Here is a 16523-nt window from a genome sequence, read left to right as displayed (position 1 = left end):
TCCGAAGCCCTCATCAGCGTCCGCCGCGGCGCCCACGGCGGCGCCCGCGTCCACACCCCCAACGGCCACGTCGCCGCCCGCTACACCGCCCTCGTCCTCGAACACCAACACACCACCCTCGCCGACATCCACACCGCCCACACCCACCTCGAACCCGCCGCCATCCGCCTACTCGCCACCACCGCCACCGACACCCACCTCACCCACCTCACCACCCACCTCACCACCACCGACCACGCCCTCGCCACCCCCCACCCCAACCCCACCGACATCCACACCCACCACCTCNACTTCCACACCCTCCTCCTCACCACCCCCGCCAACCACACCCTCACCATGATCAGCAGCATGCTCCGCCACATCCTCGACGCCACCACCCCCGACACCCCCACCCCCGACCTCACCACCCTGCGCCACCAACACACCACCCACCACCAACTCCTCACCCACCTCACCAACCACGACCCCGACGCCGCCGAAACCCTCTGGCGCCACCACCTCACCACCACCCCCCACACCCCCCACCAACCCACCACCCCCCTCGACCTCCTCGGCGACTAGACCCCACACCGAGTCACCTACAGTCACCGAGCCACCCGGACATCGAGGCACCCGGACATCGAGGCACCCGCGGATCACGTGCCGGTCCCGCGGGGCTCGGCCAGGCCTGGGGAGGCCGTGACCGACCCGGCCGGCCGGGTCGGCCGGGTCGCCGTGACCGGCCCGACATTCCCGGCGCGCGAAACCGCAGGCCCGAAGCACGCGGGAGTCTCGGGCCGGACGTCGTCGTCAATGCGGACTTTTTTGCAGATTCCGGGAGCGGCCGCCGACTGCTCCGGCCGCCTTCCCGTAGCCGGCGGAGGCAATCCCGCACCGGATCGACCCGGCCCGCCGGGGCTCCGACCTGCATGAACGCCGACCGGATCGGTGGAACCACGCAGCGGTGGGGACGTCAAACGCGTATACGAGAGAAATTCGCCCGCAATGCGACGGTGTTCGCGGTATCGTCGTGAGCGTTCAGACTCGGACCATGCGTCGGCGTTCGGCCGAAAGGGTTCTGATGGTCGATCTTGCCCGGCTCAGCTTCGGCGCGGCCGCCGCGGAACGAGACATCCGTCGGGGGCTCGACTCCTATTTCATCGAGTCCTCCGCATACAACCAGGTGAACTCGGGGACGAAGACGATCCTGGTCGCGAACCGGGGCGCCGGCAAAAGTGCGATCTTCAAGACCATGGCGCATCGACAGCGGGACGCGGGCCGCTCGGTGATCGAGCTGGCCCCGGAGGATTACTCCTACGAGTTCCTCAGCTCCGCCATGACCCGGGAGCTGGACGGCGCGTGGGCGAAGCTGGGCGCCTATGCGACGGCCTGGAAGTACCTGATCCTCATACTGATCATGAAGGAGCTGACCCGTCGCCACGGCCGGCTGCGCCGTGGCGCGGAGAGCCAGATCCACACCTACCTGCGGGACCATCACGCGGGCGGCACGACAAGCGCCTTCGATGCCTTCGTCTCCTATCTTCGCCGGATCGAGTCGGTGAAGATAGGCCGGTACGAGGCGGGTGTGCGCACCCGGGAGCTGCAGTACCTGTACAAGCTCCAGGAGATCGAACATCTACTGCCCCCGCTGGTCCGCCTGTGCGAACGCAGCCGGGTGACGGTGCTCGTCGACGAGCTGGACCGCGGCTGGGACGCCTCCGAGGACGCCCAGGCGTTCGTCGCCGGCCTGTTCCAGGCCTGCATGTCGATCAATGATCTCTCGCCGCACCTGCGGATCTGCATGTCGCTGCGACAGGAACTCTACGACAGCATTCCCGCGATCTACGACGATGCCCAGAAGTTCCGCGATCTCATCGAGGTGATCTCCTGGGATGAGGAAGGGCTCTGNAAGATGATAGCCGGCCGCATCCGGCATACGGTCCCCGACATGAGGAGNCGCACCGACAATGACTGCTGGGGCGCGGTCTTCACTCGGCCACTGTGGTCCTTCCGGTACATGACAGACCGTTCACTGTGTCGCCCCCGGGAAATCATTCAGTACTGCAGCCACGCGCTCGACCACGCCCGTACCCACAGCCCCCGCAAGTCGGTCAGAATCACCCCGCGGGACATCCAGGCAGTCGAATCGACGTATTCGGCCGAACGGTCGCGCGACATCGCGGCCGAATACCGGTTCCAGCATCCCGGCCTGCTCGGTGTCTTCCAGACGTTCCGCGCCGGGCCGCCCGTCTGGGGCCGCGCGGACCTGGAACTGTTCCTGCTGGACCTGGCCACCGGGGCGGTCCACACGGCCCCGGAGGCCCGCTCCTGGGTCGACAGCCGAGAACCGGAGGTGATCCTCGAGGTGCTGTGGAACGTCGGTTTCCTCGTCCCCGTCGGGGACACCGCCGCCGATCCCGAGCGGGTGCCGGTCGGCGCCGCGCCCCAGCCGGCGGCCGGGACTGGCGAGGTCCGCCGGCCCCGGCGTCCGCGGCCCGCCCTGCACAGCGTCACCGAGTTCACGATCCACCCGATGTTCCACCGCTACGTCGTCGATCGGTGAGTCGATCGGTGAAAAGTCGGCGTCCGCGAATGGGCGTGCATGACGGCGAGATGACGGTGCCGGATGCCGACGGGAAGAAAGGGCCGGGGCGGCCGCACAACCATTTTCACACCGTGCAGCCAACACCCTGGTTTAGCCTTGTTACTGGGGTTACCGTGGGCCGCATGCCATCGGCGGGTCTGGCCTGGCAGACCCTTTCCGACCCCGGGGCGCTCGCGCTCGTCGACGCCGACTCCGGCCGAGCTGCCGCGCTGGCCCGGCCCCATCCGGCCGACCTGCCGATGGTCCAGATCGTCGACATCGAACGCCTCGCCTGGGGCTGGTTGGCGCCGGCGAGCCGGCCACAGTCCGAGCGGCACCTGTCCGAGCAGGTCGCCGCCGATCCGCTGAACACGATGCGCGGGCTGTGCTGGCTGATGGCGATGTGGGTCGTGGCCGTGCATCTACGCACCGGCCGCCAGCCGACCGTCCTCGTTGCGGAACTGCGCGTGCCGGGGATCTGGCAGGGACCCGAGACGCCGGCGAGCACGGCGGTCTGGGAGGACCTGGAGGATCGCATCAGGCTCGGCATCCTCGCCGCGCTCACCAGCGACGCCGACGCCGACACGCGGTTTGTGGAGACCCTTCGCCATCCCGCGGGCATCGCGCCCGTGCTGCTCGGCTACGCGCTGCGCATGCTCACGGATCTACACCGGCAGATGCTGGACCACGGCATCGATCCGCGGGAGATGGCGGGCACCCTGGCGCTCTACACCGTCGATCCTCAGGACCGCGCGACCGCCTGCTTCCGTCCGTTGACCTGACCTCCCGCCCGGCCGGCCGGGCCGAGGGGGTCCGGCGGCGTCACCGTGGAGCGCGCAGGAGGAGCCTGGTCGGCCGCGTCGATGTAGACCACCCGGGTCGTCCCACCGTGCCCGTGGATGGCGAGCAGGGTCTCCATCGTCGGATAGATCGCGATGGAGTCGTGCTCGGAGTCCCACCACAGCACGCAGGTGCCGTCGGGCGCCTGCGCCCCAAATGCCACCGCGCCCGTCCCGGACACCCCCGAGACGTCGACCTCACGCTCCAGCTCGAACCGCCGCACCTGGCGAGCAGACATCGCCACGACCTCCTTGCGGGGCACCGCACCGTACCCGTAGGCATCGCCCGTGATCCGGTTCGGCGGGCGACTCGGGCACCGGGTCCGGGTGAGGCGCCGACGCGATCGGATCAACCGGCCGACGCTGCGCATCGTGACGCCCGCCGGCCGGTTGGCCAACGGTAGCCGCTGATGTCGGGGGGGGTCACCTGTATGCCTTCATAGCACCGTCCGGGTAGCCCGACCGGGGTAGTACCTCCGGGGAAGGCCACCGGCCGGGCCTGCACCCGGCGACGCCGACCGCCTCCCCCGCGCGACGGTCAGGGACTCGAGCGGACGGTCGCCAGCCGCGCGTCCCCTGCCTCCGGGGACGTGAGGTAGCGCGCGTAGCCGGGTTCTCCCCGCAGGTGCAGCGCGAGGAAGGCCACGGTGTAGCGGTCCGCGAGCCGGTGGGCGTCGGCGGGGGCGATCCGCGGCCACCAGCAGGTGGCCGCGGAGGTCAGCGCGACCTGCATGCCCAACACGGCCGGGATCCCGGCGGCGCCGAGCAGCCCGGCCTGCCGGCAGATCTCGGTGAACGAGTTGTGCACGGCGCCGGTGACGGCGACGGTCATCCGCGGGTGGGAGTCGACCAGGAGGTTGAACGCCCGGTCGACGTTCCGGGCGATCGGCACGTTCACGTCCCGGGTACCGCCGATGAGCAGCGTCGGCACGCGCACCTGGGCGAGTGACGCCGCGGGCAACGGGGAGGTCGCCGCCGCGATCCCCACGGACGCCCGGATGCGCCTGTCCGCCGGCGCGGACAGGACGCCGATGCTGGACACGACCGCGGTGAAACCGCCGAAGGAGAAGCCCACGACGCCGATCTCGTCGCGCCGGACCCGCGACGCGACCAGGCAGGACCTGGCGGTCAGCGCGTCGATGACCGCGGAGACGTCGCGGGGCCGATCCGTCGCCAGGGCGAGCTGGCGCTCCTCCCGGCCCGCCGCGGCGTCGGTCATCGTGTCGCCGGGATGGTCGGGGGCGGCGACGAGGAAACCGTGGCTGGCCAGCGCCTCCATCAGGTAGGCCGACTGGACCCGGCTGCCGGCGCTGCCGTGGGAGAACACGACGAGGGCGAACCGACCCGGGGCCGGGGCGGCGTCCGTCACGGCGCTCGCCGAGGGGAACCCGACGTTTCCGACCAACGGGTAGAACGCCGGCCGGCCGGGCCCGCCGAGACCCGCCGGGCCGGCGGCCGCGACCTCGGGGCAGGCTCCACCGGCGCCGGATTCGGTCGCCGCGCGCGGCCCGCCGCTCGGGCCGTTCGTCCCGTTCACCCCGTTCACTCCGCTCGTCCCGCTCGTCCCGGGAAGGGGCGTGCCGGGGGCGGCGGACGCGTCCGGGCGGGCCGGGTACCACAGCGAGGTCACGAGAACACGGCCCGGGCGGCTGGAGTCGACGATCCGCACCGTGCGGTAACCGATCTGCCAGGGCCCAGGCAGGTCCGGGTCGGGCCCGGCAGCGTCGGCGGCGACCGGCGGCGGATCAGCCGGAGCTGCCGCTGCCGCTGCCGTTGCGGCTGCGGCTGCGCGCGGATCGCGGTCGCTGCCGGGCGGTCCGCCGCCTGCGCTCGCCGGCGCCGCCGGGCCCACCACGCAGCCCAGCAGGGCCAGCAACGCCAGCAGGACGACGGGCAGGGCCGCCGGGCGCCTCGCCGACGGCGTCGCGGTCCGGCGCGTCACCACGCATCCGATCACGCTACGCATCATGGCGATGACACTACCGAGTGTGTCGGAACGTCGCCGACGCATCGCCTGGGCCGGTGGCCGCATGTCGCTCGACGCACGGATTCACCGGATCCTCGTCGACGTCACCGAGCCTTCGGCGCCGCTGTGCCGGCGGCCCTGGACGGCCAAGGTCCTACGTGGTCCGTGGGGCCCTTTACCTGGTCCGTGGCCCTTTACGCCCAGCTAGCTGGCCCTGGCGATCAGACGGGCGCAGCGGGGGGCGAAGGCGTCCAGCAGGTCCTCGATCTCCTCGACGCAGCCGCCGCAGCCCGTGCCAGCGTCGCAGCGCGCGCCGATCTCGTCCACGTCGCGAGCACCGGCGGCGATCACTGTGCGCAGCGTCCGGTCAGACACCGCGAAGCATGAACAGATGAGCACCGCACCTCACCAGCCCGAGGCGGCCAGCCCACCCGGGGTTGGCCGGCAGTTGGCAGATCCTGCCGGGAGGCCGCGGCGCCAGCCCAAGCGGACCGATGCCTTAGCTAAGGCTTCCCTAATTGCAGGGTGCCATGCGGCGCCCCCTCGGCGCAAGACGGCCGTATCGCCCGTCACGGCCGGGCGCAAAGGCCCCCGCGGCCCCGGCGCGACGGCCCGGCGCGGTGCGACACGGGGGACGAACGGGCCGTCCGTCCCCCGTCCCACCATCGGCTACGCGCCCCCGGCGGCCGGCACGAGCGCGACGGCCGCGTCGGGCTCGGTGACCCGGAAGGTGAAGCTCTCCTCCAGGTACAGGTCGACGGTGTCCGCAGTGTGGGCCGCATACCCGATCGAGAGGTCCTGGCCCGACTCGAGCACGAAGTCGCCGCCACGCAGGCTGAGCACGACCGCTCCGGTGACGCCGGGGGCCTGCACGACGGGCCCGTCGAGGATGTGCTGGAGGTGGGTGAGCAGCAGGTAGCCGCCGTGCTCGGCGGTCTCGATCACCGCGGTGTAGCTGTCCGGCTCGAGGGCCAGGGCGTACGGTCCGGCGATGCCGGCGCGGCGCAGCAGGGCGACGGCCTTGGCCACGGTGCGCGGGTAGGTGTCGGTCCCCGCCGCCAGCGGGAGCTGGGGATGTGCCGACGCCTGCGTGATGCCGACCAGGCCGGCCTCCTGGTAGCCGTGGAAGACCACCGAGTTCTCGGTGACGGCGATGCGGCGCACCGCCTCCTCCAGCGGCGCGAGATCGAGGTCGTCGGCGCCGCGGTCGGCGTCGGCGAGCTGGGCGCGATCGAGGGTGAAGCCGACGCGCAGCTCGATGACCGGCTGCACCTGGCGGACCCGGGCCTGCACCCCGGCCGCCGGCGGCGAGGACAGCGCCGCCACCCGACCCAGCGGGGTGGCGGAGTACTCCCAGCCGTGCGGCCCGGCGAAGTCCACCACCTTGCGGGCGGCCAGGTTCGTCGTGAGGCGGGCCTTCGCCTCGTCGTCCACCGCCTTCCAGGCAGCGTCCGTCAGCGGGGCGTGGCCGCGCAGCAGATGATTCACTCGCCTACACCTTTCAGACTGCCGATTCCGAGGGAGCCGTCACCGGGCCCCGCCGCCTGCCGCTCCGTCACCGCGCCCGGGTCGCCGGAGCCGCCCCGATCCATGGCCTCCTGTTCGACCTCGGTCACCGGTCCGGAGGTGAACAGGTAGGTCCGTAGCTGGGTGTCCAGCACGGGATCGTGGCGACGCAGCCATTCCAGCGTCATCGCCGCGTGTTCCTTCTCCTCGTCCCGGTTGTGCGCCAGCACCTGGGCCAGTTCCGGGTCCGTCGCGGCGTCGACCCGCTGGTCGTACCAGTCGACCGCCTCGAGCTCCTCCATCAGCGAGACGATCGCCCGATGTCGGTCGACCGTCTGCGCGGAGAGCTTGTCGGGCTGCTCGTGCAGCCCCATGCTTGAGTCGCCCATGGCGTCTGCCTACCACGCCGGCCCGGCGTTACGCCGGCACGGGTGCGGTCTCGCACCCACGGTCACCGCCGTCAGCGCGACGGCAACGGGATGATCTCGACGCGACGGTTGGCGGCGCGGCCCTGCAAGGTGCCGTTGCTCGCGACCGGTTCGCGGGAGCCGAAGCCCGCGACCCGCACGAGGTCTGCGGGGACACCCCGGCTCGTCAGGTAGTCGGCGGCGGCCTGGGCCCGGTTCAGTGACAGCGCCTGGTTCAACGCGGACGGCCCCGAGGTGTCGGTGTAGCCGCCGACGAGGACGGCGAGATCCCCGCCGCGCAGGGTGCTGGCGACCTTGTCCAGGCTGGCCTGCGCCGACGGGCTCAGCCGCGCCCCGGACACCGGGAAGGTGACGTCGTGACCGTCAAGGACCGCCCGCAGGGCCGCCAGGGTTCCGGCCGTCCCGGCGGACGCCCCTGAACCAGCGGACACCCCTGAACCAGCGGAGGTGTCGCCCGGCGCGGCCGATCCCGACTGCCGGCTCCCGGCCACGGCGCGACCCGGCCTGGCGGCGGCACCGGACCCGGTGCGGGTGACGACCAGATGGTCCGCCAGCGTGGCGCCGGGGACGGTGGCGGCGGTCGCGGCCAGCACCGCCGCGCCGAGCCGGCGGCGGGCCGCCTCGTCGGGAGTGCCGCCGGCGAGGGCGACGGTCGAGCCGGACACTGTCGCGGAGTGCTCCCCCGCCACCCCGCGCAGCGCCGTGGCGAGGGCGGCAACGGCCTCCACCGGCGGCTCGGCGACCGCCGGGTCGACGAGCACCTGGCCGCGCACCGTGCCATCGGCGGCGTCGGCCACGGCGGCCAGCAGCGCGGCGCGGCTCGCCGCGTCCGGCACGGTCGCGGTGACCGACAGGCCCTGCCCGGCCACGGCGAGCACCAGCGGCCTGGCCGGCTGGGTGGCGATGACCACGTCGTCGCCGAGGCGGGCCGACGTGGTGCCGGAGACCGCGGCCGAGGCCCGCGCCTGCTCCGCGGCCGCCGCGCTGGGGAAGCGCCCGGTGACGATCGCCTCCCGCCCCTCGATGCGCACCTGGGCGTGCACACCGCCGACGGCCCGGACGGCCGCCGTCGCCCGGGCGGCCAGGTCATCCTGGATGGGCCCGCGGCGCAGCGCGAAGGCGATCAGGGCGAGCAGCAGCCAGGCCAGCACCAGCGACACGACGAACGCGAGCGGGCGAGGACGGTGCAGCCGCGCGGCCAGGGACGGGGACATCGATCGGACTCCGAGCGGGATCGGACCGGACGCGCAACCCGGGGACGGCGCGGAAGGGTCGGACGTGCATCTTTCGCGACGCTGCCCGGACAGGCGAGGTAGGGAGGGTGCGCGGCCGACGCCGGCCGCGGCACAACCTTCGCACATCGCCCACCCAGGCAACACACCGGGGGTCGCAAACCGCCCATCCTGGACACCCCGCCACGGCGTGGCCCCACCGGCAGGCGGGGCGCCGCGCCGCTTGGTCGCCCGGACGAGGCCCGTCCGAATCAGACCGCGCGCGCACCGTCCGGACGGATGGCCCGGTCCGATCGCAGGGAGTGCTCAGGCGCGGCGGGGGCCGGCACAGGGGGCACGGGCGCTGTGGCCGGTGGGCCCTGCCGATCGGGGGCCGGCGCCGCCCGTGCCGAGGAAGCGGGTTCCGCCGGCGGGGCGGGCTGGGCCGCGGTGGGCTCCGCCGGCGACTCCGGCGACTCCGGCGAGGGGGGCGACTCCGGCGAGGAGGGCGACTCTGGCGAGGGGGGCGACTCGGCCGCCTCGACGGCGCCCGAACCGGCGGTGGGATCGCGGCCGGCCGCCGTCGAGGCGGCGAGCACGACCGGCACCGGGCCTGACCCACCTGCGTTCGCAACGGCGACCGGGGCCGCCGAGCCGGCCGGTCGGGCCGACTCCCGCACCGGCACCGGCACGGCACCGACCGGGACCGTCGGGACCCGCCGCCGCCAGGCGAACACCAGCGCGACGGAACCGGCGGCGACGCCGAGGACCATCCAGCCGGCCACCGCGTCGAGCAGATAGTGGTTGGCGGTCGACATGACGACGAAGAACGTGGCCGCCGGGTAGAGCACCCCGAGGATCCGGGTCACCGGCCGGCGCCCGAAGCGCACGAGCAGGAACCCGCACCACATCGACCAGGCGCAGTGCAGTGACGGCAGCGCCGCGTACTGGTTGGTGATGCCTTCCAGTCCGTTCGGGGCGGCGCTGGCGGTCCCGGTCCACCAGCCCCAGCCCGCGAAGTGCGACATGGTGTCGGTGTACGAGGTGCCGGTGAGCAGGCGGGGCGGCGCCGTCGGGAACAGGAAGAACCCGACCAGGCAGATCAGCGTGGTCACCACGAGCGTCCAGCGGATCTGTGCGTAGTGCCGGGTGTGCCGGCGGTGCGTCCACACCAGCAGTCCCGGCGTCACCACGAAGTGCAGTGTCGCGTAGTAGTAGCAGCACACCACCGCCAGCACCGGGACGCTCTGCAGCCACCGGTTGAGGCTGAGCTCGATGTCGAGGTGCAGGAAGGTCTCGAACCGCACCAGGTCGTGGCCCATCCGCATCGCCTCGCCGGCCGAGGCGTCGGCGACGGAGCGGGTCCCGGTGTACGAGTAGTACAGGACGGCCAACATCAGCAGCTCGAGCCACCAGACCGGCAGACCGGTGGCCTGGTTGCGCAAGCGCCTCACGATGCACCTCTCGAACGTCGCACTCTTCCCAGCCGTCGCACTCGTTCGCGACGTCGTACTTTTCCCGGACGCCGCGGCCATTCCGGACGCCCCACTCTTCCCGGAGGTCGCGATCTTCCCCGAGCGTCGCGACAGCCGCAGCCGCCTCGGCGGGCACGGCCGCCGCGCGAGCCGCGGACGTCGGCCCCACCCGGTCGCGGCCCGCCGGGGCGCCGCGCCAGCGCGCACTTCATGCTTCCACTCAACAGCATGGGCCGGTTGGTGCCGTCACGGGCCGATGCGTGACCGGGTTCGGCGGGAAATTCACCGACTTCTTGCGTGCCCGTCGCCACGGCCCGTGCCTTCCCGGCCGGGTCCGCCCGCGTCGACGGGGCACGTCCCGGGACGGCGCGGGACGCCCCGGGACGGCGCGGGACCGGTGGGCCGGCCGGGCTCGCCGCGACGCCGGCGCACCCCGCAGACGCCGACGAGCCGGTCACCACCCGCGTGGGCGGTGACCGGTCGGCGCCGAGGCGGGGCCGGTCAGGCGCCGCCGGCCGCCGAAGCACCGGGGCCGCCGGCCGCCGAGGCCCCGGGGCCGCCGGGGGCGCTGGGAACGGCGGTGCTCGCCGCCGGCGGAGTGGTGGGAGCCGCCGTCTCGGGCTGGTCCGACACGGGCAGGGCACTGCCCGCCTTCCAGACCGACCACGGTACCGACCAGAAGTTGCCGAGCTGGCTGGTGTCCGGCGGGCGGCCGCTGTTGACGATGTCGACGATGTCACCAAGCCGGCTGATTCCGTAGAACCACTGGGCGTCGGCCGGGGAAGCGTTCACGCAGCCGTGGGAGACGTTCGTCCGCCCCTGAGAGGCCACCGACCAGGGCGCGGAGTGCACGTACTGCCCGCCGCTGGTGTAGTTCACCGCCCACTGGACCTTTTCGTAGTAGTAATCCGGGTTGCCCTTGGGGATGCCCACCGTCGCCGAATCCATAATCACCTCGGGCGACTTGCCGAGGACGTTGTGGGGGCCGTCCATCGACGGGGTTGTGGGCTTGCCGAGGCTCACCGGCATCGTGCGCAGCAACTGACCGTTGCGGAACACCTGCATGATGTGGGTGGCGGCGTCGACCTTGGAGATCTGCGCCGAGCCGACGACGAAGTCCATCGCCCGGTCCTTCACGCCGAGGCGTCCCCCGCCCGCGTCGTACCCGGCGAGGTTCGCCTCCACGTGCACCTTCGTTCCCGGCGTCCAGTACTGCTGCGGGCGCCAGACGACGAGCCGGTTCGAGATCCAGTTCCAGGCGCCGAGGACCGGCGGGTCGGTACGCACGGACAGCATGCGCTGCACGGCGGCGCGGTCCGGTGCGGGGGCGCTGAAGGTCAGGCTGATCGGCGCGCCGACCCCGACCGTCTGCCCGGCGACCGGATCCCAGGAGACCTTGAACGCCTTCTCCGGCACCCCGGTGACGAAACTCGTACGCACCGACTTCGTCCCGACGATCCCCGCCGCGGGGCTGGTGGTGGCGGTGACCTGGTAGCGGGAGTCGGAGTACAGACCGCCCGCGGACGTCCAGGTACGCCGGTCGGCCGAGAACGTCCCGAGCAGCACCCCCGGCTCGGTCTTCTCCGACGCGCTCGCCTCCCGGGCGACGCTCACGTCGGCCAGCGGGGCGTTGGCGTGGACGACGACGTGATCGGTGAGGGTGACGCCCCTGGTGTCGTCGCCCGGGAAGACGGTCACGCTCGCCGCGGGATCCGGCACGGCGACGCCCGCCGGCTTCGACGACCCGCCGCCGGGCGAGCAGGCGGCGACGGTCAGCGCCGTGACGAACGCGAGCGCCCCGCCGACCCACCGGCCACGCCGATGCCCGAAAGTGCCGGCCGGCCGCCGACCCGGACGGCTCGGGTCCCACCCACGAGAAACACGTGAGGGAATCATTACCGAGCGAGACATGTAATGCCCTCTTCCGAAGAACGCGACCGGCATCGTCGCCGGACGGAAGCCTAGGTCTGAACGGTACCCAGGGGTCGGCACCTCGTCCCGTCGATCACCGGACTGGCCGGTGTCAGCCGCCCGACCATCACTCCGCGTCGAGCATATAAATACGGAGGGTAGCACCCTCCGGGCATTCCCCATAAACCCCTCCCCTTTCCCCTCTTCCGACGCGCGGACACCGGATGAGGTTGCCCCCCGGGATGACAATTCGCCGACCCGTCGAAAGCGACGACCTGGACCCATCGCGCCGCCAAAGACGGCGCAACCGGTCACGCCGACGGATGGTTTTCCGCAACTCGGGGACGACCAGACGGGCCATCCGGTCGACACCAACCCAGGACCATCACGGATGATTGCGATGTCGATGGAATTCCGGCGGGAAACGCGGATTCGTTGGGTGATCGGTGATCGATGACCCGCGAACCCGGGGGTGGTGGGGCCGGCGGCGGACTGCGCCCACCCCGGCCACCACGGACCCTCGGGTGGACCCCCGGAGGATCACTGGACGGCCTCGGCACGGACGGCTCGCGGCCGACCGGCGGAAACGGCCACGAAACCCACGGACGGCCCGTGCCGTCACACCGCTGCCGCAGGATGGGCGGGGCCACGGGCCGGGGCTGGGCCACGGGCGGGGCGTCCGTGGACACCGTCGGGCCGCGCGGGTCGCGGCGCCACGTGCCGGGCCGCGCCGGGCCCGGCCGGGGACCGGACCAGACTCGTCGCTGGGCGACCCTCACCGCGAGGGAACGCACGTCCCCGCGACCAGGGAGGCTCGATGGCGATCGTGCTTGGACCGAACCAGTTCGGCAAGGCGGAGATCCGTCTCGTCCACGTGGACCGCACAGGTCCGGTGCATCACCTCACCGACCTGAACGTGTCCACCGCGCTTCGCGGCGACTTCGCCGCGGCACACCTGACCGGTGACAACTCCCACGTCCTCACGACCGATGCGCAGAAGAACACCGTCTACGCCTTCGCGCGGAAGCATGGCATCGGCCAGATCGAGGATTTCGCGATCCGGCTCGGCCGGCATTTCGTCGATTCCTTCCCGTGGATCGACGGCGCCCGGATAGAGATCGAGAAATACCACTGGAATCGGATCCTGGTCGGCGGGACGCCGCACGACCATGCGTTCAGCCGGGCCGGCGGGGAAAGACGGACGACGGTCGTCACGGTGGACGGCGACGCCGCATTCGTCGTTTCCGGACTCGCCGGGCTGGTCCTGCTCAAGTCGACCGGTTCGGAGTTCTGGGGATTTCCCCGCGACGACTACACGACGCTGGCCGAGACCACCGACCGCATCCTCGCGACCGAGGTGACGGCCCGCTGGCGTTACATCGGGGCCGGTCATGACTTCGGGCCGCTGTTCGACGGCGTCCGCGAAACCCTGGTCAGCACGTTCGCCGACGTCCACAGCCTGGCGCTGCAGCAGACGCTCTACCGGATGGGCGAGGCGGCCCTGACCGCCTTCCCGCAGGTCGCCGAGGTACGGATGTCGATGCCGAACAAGCATCACTTCCTGGTCGACCTCGAACCGTTCGGTCTGGACAACCCGGACGTCGTCTACCAGGCACCGGACCGTCCCTACGGGCGGATCGAGGCGACGGTGCTGCGCGACGACGCGCCCGACCCGGGCCCGAGCTGGCAGGCCGTCCCCGGCTTCTGCTGACCCGCGAACGGCCCGGACTGGCCCTGACGCCCACCCAGGCTCGACGCCCGCTCAGGCTCGACGCCCGCTCAGACCCCGGTGCCCGCTCAGACCCCGGTGCCCGCCCGACACAGCGCGAGCCGGTCCGCCGGGGCGACGGCCAGGGTGCGGGCCGCGTCGCCGTCGCGGACCGCGATCGCGGCCATGCCCGCGGCGTCCACGTAGAGCACCAGCTCGCCGGGCGCCACCGACCCGAACGTCACCCCGACCGCCAGCTCCGTCACGGGTGTTCCACCGGCCGCGCCGAGGGATGGGCCGGTGCCGGGGGCGGCGGCCCAGACCAGCGCCCGGCCGGGCGGCCGCAGCCCGGCATCGGCGAGCAACGCCCCCTCGGCCGCGAGCTGCACGTTGCCGAAGGTGTCGACGAGCAGCACCTCGGCCTCGAGCGCCCCGTCCGACCGCAGCCGGGCGTGCAGGGCGGGCAGGCGGACGAGCGTCGCCGGGTCGAGCGGCGCGCCGAGCGCGGTCAGCTCCGTCCCCCGGGCGAGCTCGGCGGCGGCGGGCGCGAACACGTCGCGGCCGTGGAACGTGGCGGGCACTGCGGCCGGCACCGGCAGCGTCACCGCCGCCTCGACGCCGCCGAGCCGCTCGGCCGCCGCGATCAGCAGGCCGTTGTCGGGCCCGACGAGGTCGCCGCCGGCCGCGCGCACCGCCACCGCCCGGCGCGCCGTGCCCACCCCCGGGTCCACCACCGCGAGGTGCACCCCGCGCGGCAGCGAGCCGACGGTCTGGGCGAGCACCGCCGCCGCGCGGCGCACGTCGCCCCGCGGCACGAGGTGGGTAACGTCGATGATGCGGGCCGTCGGCACTGCCCGCAGGATCACCCCGTGGCACGCCGCGACGAAACCATCCGCGAGCCCATAGTCCGTGGTGAAGCTGATGAAGGTCACCGCGCCGGGGCGTCGGCCACGGGATCAGCCCGCGCGGAGGCTTCGGCGGGCCCCGGCGGCTCGTTGCCGGGTGTCGACGAGCCCGAGGACGACGAGCCCGAGGACGACGAGCCCGAGGACGACGCGTCCGCCGGATACTCGGAGGCCGCGTCCGCAGTCGCGGACCACGCGCCGCCCGGCGCCGCCGAGGGCCGGCCGTGGACCCAGCCCGCGTCGTCGACCCAGCCCTCGCTGTCGACCACGCGGTGGGGATCGGCGGTCAGCGCCGCCGGCGCGTCCTGCACCGCCCGCACCGGATCGAAGGTGGCGGGTCGGTCCCGCTCGGGGGGCGGGCCACCGTTGGCGACGACGACCGCGACCCAGGGCAGGATGACGGCGATCGCGACGGCGATGAACCGCAGCCAGCCCTGGAAGGCGACCACGGCGAGCACGAAGCAGATGACCCGGAACAGCATCGAGGCCAGGTAACGCCGCTCCCGGCGGTGGATGTCGGACTGCCGCGACCGGCCGGCGGACGTGATGAGAACCGTCTCCCGGCGTTTGAACATCATCTGTGCACCTCGATGGTTCTCCCTGTCCGGTTCGTCCCCGCCCGCGCCTGCCCTGCCCCTCCCAATATCCTCCTCACCGGGTCGCGGGGAAAACGGCCACGATCGGGCACCGCACTGCGCCAGGGGCCCCGGACCACCCGGACCGCGGCCACCCGGCCCGCGGCCACCCGGCCTGGGCGACGCTTTCCGGCACGAAGCTGTGCGGGAACGTTCACGTAGCGGTCGGCTGGCCGTCCGCGGGACGGCTCCGTGCCCTGCCACCGTGCTCGGTGTGCGCGTAGCCGTGATCACCGAGTCGTTCCTCCCCCACGTGGACGGGGTGACGAACACGGTGTGCCGAGTCCTGGAGCATCTACGCGACCGCGGGCACGAGACGATGGTCGTCGCGCCGGCCCCGGCACCGGCCGCCCGGCGCACCGCCCCCCGCGCACACGCCGGCGCGCCCGTGCTGTGGGCGCCGTCGGCGCCGATGCCCGGCTACCCGGCGTTCCGCTTCGCCGTCCCGTGGCCCGCCCTGCCCGCGGCGCTGCGCGAGTTCGACCCGGACATCGTTCATCTCGCGGCGCCGGCCGGGCTCGGCGCGCAGGCGGTGTTCGCGGCCCGGCGGCTCGACGTGCCGAGCGTCGCCGTCTACCAGACCGACATCGCGGCGTTCGCGGCCCGCTACGGCCTGGCCACCGCCGAGCGCACGATCTGGCGCTGGCTCGCCACCGTGCACCGGCTGGCGGCGCGCACGCTCGCGCCGTCCTGGGACTCGGTCGACGCCCTGCTGCGCCAGGGGGTGCAGCGGGTCGCCCGCTGGAGCCGGGGCGTGGATCTCGAACGTTTCGATCCGGGGCACCGCGACGCCGACCTGCGCCGCCAACTCGCCCCGGGCGGCGAGCTGCTCGTCGGCTACGTCGGCCGGCTCGCCCGGGAGAAGCGGGTGGACCTGCTGGGTGCGGTCGCCGACCTGCCGGGCACCCGGCTCGTCGTCGTCGGTGATGGCCCGTCCCGACTGGCCCTCACCCGGACGCTGCCGGACGCCGCCTTCCTGGGCTTCCGCAGTGGCCGCGAGCTGTCCGCCGCGGTGGCGAGCCTGGACGTGTTCGTGCACACCGGCGTGCACGAGACGTTCTGCCAGGCCGCCCAGGAGGCCAAGGCCAGCGGGGTACCGGTGGTCGCCCCGGCGGCCGGTGGGCTGCTCGACGTCGTCGAGCACGGCCGCACCGGCCTGCACTACGCCCCGGGGGATCCGGCGGCGCTGCGCGCCCAGGTCGCCGCGCTGGTCAGCGACCCGCAGCGGCGGGCCACCATGGCGCTGGCCGCGCGGGACTCCGTCGCCGGATGCGGCTGGAGCGCGGTCGGCGACGAGCTGCTCGGCCACTACCGCGACGTCCTCGGCACCGGCGGCGGACAGACCGCGCGTCGCGGCGGACAGGCCGGCCATCGCG

General features: G+C 73.1%; 13 protein-coding genes and 5 pseudogenes. 8 read left to right on the top strand and 10 right to left on the bottom strand.

Translation table 11 applies throughout. From position 1 onward, the window contains the following. The 6 genes and pseudogenes from UK82_RS38270 to UK82_RS16565 form a co-directional block, all read left to right on the top strand. Nucleotides 1-288 (top strand): annotated as a pseudogene (locus UK82_RS38270) (GntR family transcriptional regulator); the annotation flags it as partial. A gap of 1 nt (nt 289) precedes the next feature. Continuing rightward, nucleotides 290-561: FCD domain-containing protein (locus tag UK82_RS38265; RefSeq protein WP_236706013.1), on the top strand; the 272-nt coding region annotated here is incomplete at its 5' end. Nucleotides 562-1030: 469 nt separating this feature from the next. Then, nucleotides 1031-1887 (top strand): annotated as a pseudogene (locus UK82_RS42795) (P-loop ATPase, Sll1717 family); the annotation flags it as partial. A 1-nt stretch (nt 1888) separates the two neighbouring features. Next, a pseudogene (locus UK82_RS42790) lies at nt 1889-1935 on the top strand (hypothetical protein); the annotation flags it as partial. 1 nt (nt 1936) lies between these two features. Beyond that, nucleotides 1937-2542 (top strand): annotated as a pseudogene (locus UK82_RS38260) (hypothetical protein); the annotation flags it as partial. Between the two features lie 164 nt (nt 2543-2706). Then, the gene (locus UK82_RS16565) at nt 2707-3345 is read left to right on the top strand and encodes a hypothetical protein (protein ID WP_044884678.1); all 639 of its coding nucleotides are present in this window, start codon (nt 2707-2709) and stop codon (nt 3343-3345) included. Here UK82_RS16565 and UK82_RS16560 read toward each other — a convergent pair. The 8 genes from UK82_RS16560 to UK82_RS16525 all read right to left on the bottom strand — a co-directional run bounded on the left by UK82_RS16560 (nt 3306) and on the right by UK82_RS16525 (nt 11899). After that, nucleotides 3306-3641: a hypothetical protein gene (locus UK82_RS16560; protein WP_055408045.1), complete on the bottom strand. Its 336-nt coding sequence runs from the start codon at nt 3639-3641 to the stop codon at nt 3306-3308. The genes UK82_RS16565 and UK82_RS16560 overlap by 40 nt on opposite strands. A gap of 299 nt (nt 3642-3940) precedes the next feature. Next, nucleotides 3941-5344, bottom strand: a complete 1404-nt coding sequence (locus UK82_RS16555) for a dienelactone hydrolase family protein (protein ID WP_236706012.1) — start codon at nt 5342-5344, stop codon at nt 3941-3943. Nucleotides 5345-5572: 228 nt separating this feature from the next. Further along, on the bottom strand, nt 5573-5767 hold the full coding sequence (locus UK82_RS16550; RefSeq protein WP_044884679.1) for a bacterioferritin-associated ferredoxin: 195 nt from the start codon (nt 5765-5767) through the stop codon (nt 5573-5575). A gap of 270 nt (nt 5768-6037) precedes the next feature. Beyond that, the gene (locus UK82_RS16545; RefSeq protein WP_044884680.1) at nt 6038-6856 is read right to left on the bottom strand and encodes a family 1 encapsulin nanocompartment shell protein; all 819 of its coding nucleotides are present in this window, start codon (nt 6854-6856) and stop codon (nt 6038-6040) included. After that, nucleotides 6853-7263 carry an encapsulin-associated ferritin-like protein gene (locus tag UK82_RS16540; RefSeq protein ID WP_044884681.1) on the bottom strand — a complete coding sequence of 137 codons (411 nt, stop codon included), beginning with the start codon at nt 7261-7263 and terminating at the stop codon, nt 6853-6855. The genes UK82_RS16545 and UK82_RS16540 overlap by 4 nt, the downstream gene beginning before the upstream one ends. Before the next feature lie 71 nt (nt 7264-7334). Then, on the bottom strand, nt 7335-8516 hold the full coding sequence (locus UK82_RS16535) for an OmpA family protein (RefSeq protein ID WP_055408020.1): 1182 nt from the start codon (nt 8514-8516) through the stop codon (nt 7335-7337). A 269-nt stretch (nt 8517-8785) separates the two neighbouring features. Next, a complete protein-coding gene (locus UK82_RS16530; protein ID WP_055408018.1) occupies nt 8786-9967 on the bottom strand; it encodes a phosphatase PAP2 family protein in 1182 nt (393 codons plus the stop codon). Between the two features lie 522 nt (nt 9968-10489). Then, nucleotides 10490-11899: an Ig-like domain-containing protein gene (locus tag UK82_RS16525; RefSeq protein ID WP_236706011.1), complete on the bottom strand. Its 1410-nt coding sequence runs from the start codon at nt 11897-11899 to the stop codon at nt 10490-10492. 817 nt (nt 11900-12716) lie between these two features. Here UK82_RS16525 and pucL point away from each other — a divergent pair. Beyond that, nucleotides 12717-13610 carry a factor-independent urate hydroxylase gene (pucL, locus tag UK82_RS16520; RefSeq protein WP_044884684.1) on the top strand — a complete coding sequence of 298 codons (894 nt, stop codon included), beginning with the start codon at nt 12717-12719 and terminating at the stop codon, nt 13608-13610. An 86-nt stretch (nt 13611-13696) separates the two neighbouring features. Here pucL and UK82_RS16515 read toward each other — a convergent pair whose 3' ends face one another. Then, nucleotides 13697-14539, bottom strand: a complete 843-nt coding sequence (locus UK82_RS16515; protein ID WP_044884685.1) for an S-adenosyl-l-methionine hydroxide adenosyltransferase family protein — start codon at nt 14537-14539, stop codon at nt 13697-13699. Next, on the bottom strand, nt 14536-15090 hold the full coding sequence (locus tag UK82_RS16510) for a DUF3099 domain-containing protein (protein ID WP_055408016.1): 555 nt from the start codon (nt 15088-15090) through the stop codon (nt 14536-14538). The genes UK82_RS16515 and UK82_RS16510 overlap by 4 nt, the downstream gene beginning before the upstream one ends. 271 nt (nt 15091-15361) lie before the next feature. On the opposite strand from UK82_RS16510, the pseudogene UK82_RS16505 reads away from it, so the two are divergent. Then, nucleotides 15362-16480: pseudogene (locus UK82_RS16505) on the top strand (glycosyltransferase family 4 protein); the annotation flags it as partial. Nucleotides 16481-16523 lie beyond the last annotated feature (43 nt).

Source organism: Frankia sp. ACN1ag (assembly GCF_001414035.1).
Taxonomy (GTDB): domain Bacteria; phylum Actinomycetota; class Actinomycetes; order Frankiales; family Frankiaceae; genus Frankia; species Frankia torreyi.
This window is presented reverse-complemented; position numbering and strand designations above follow the sequence as displayed.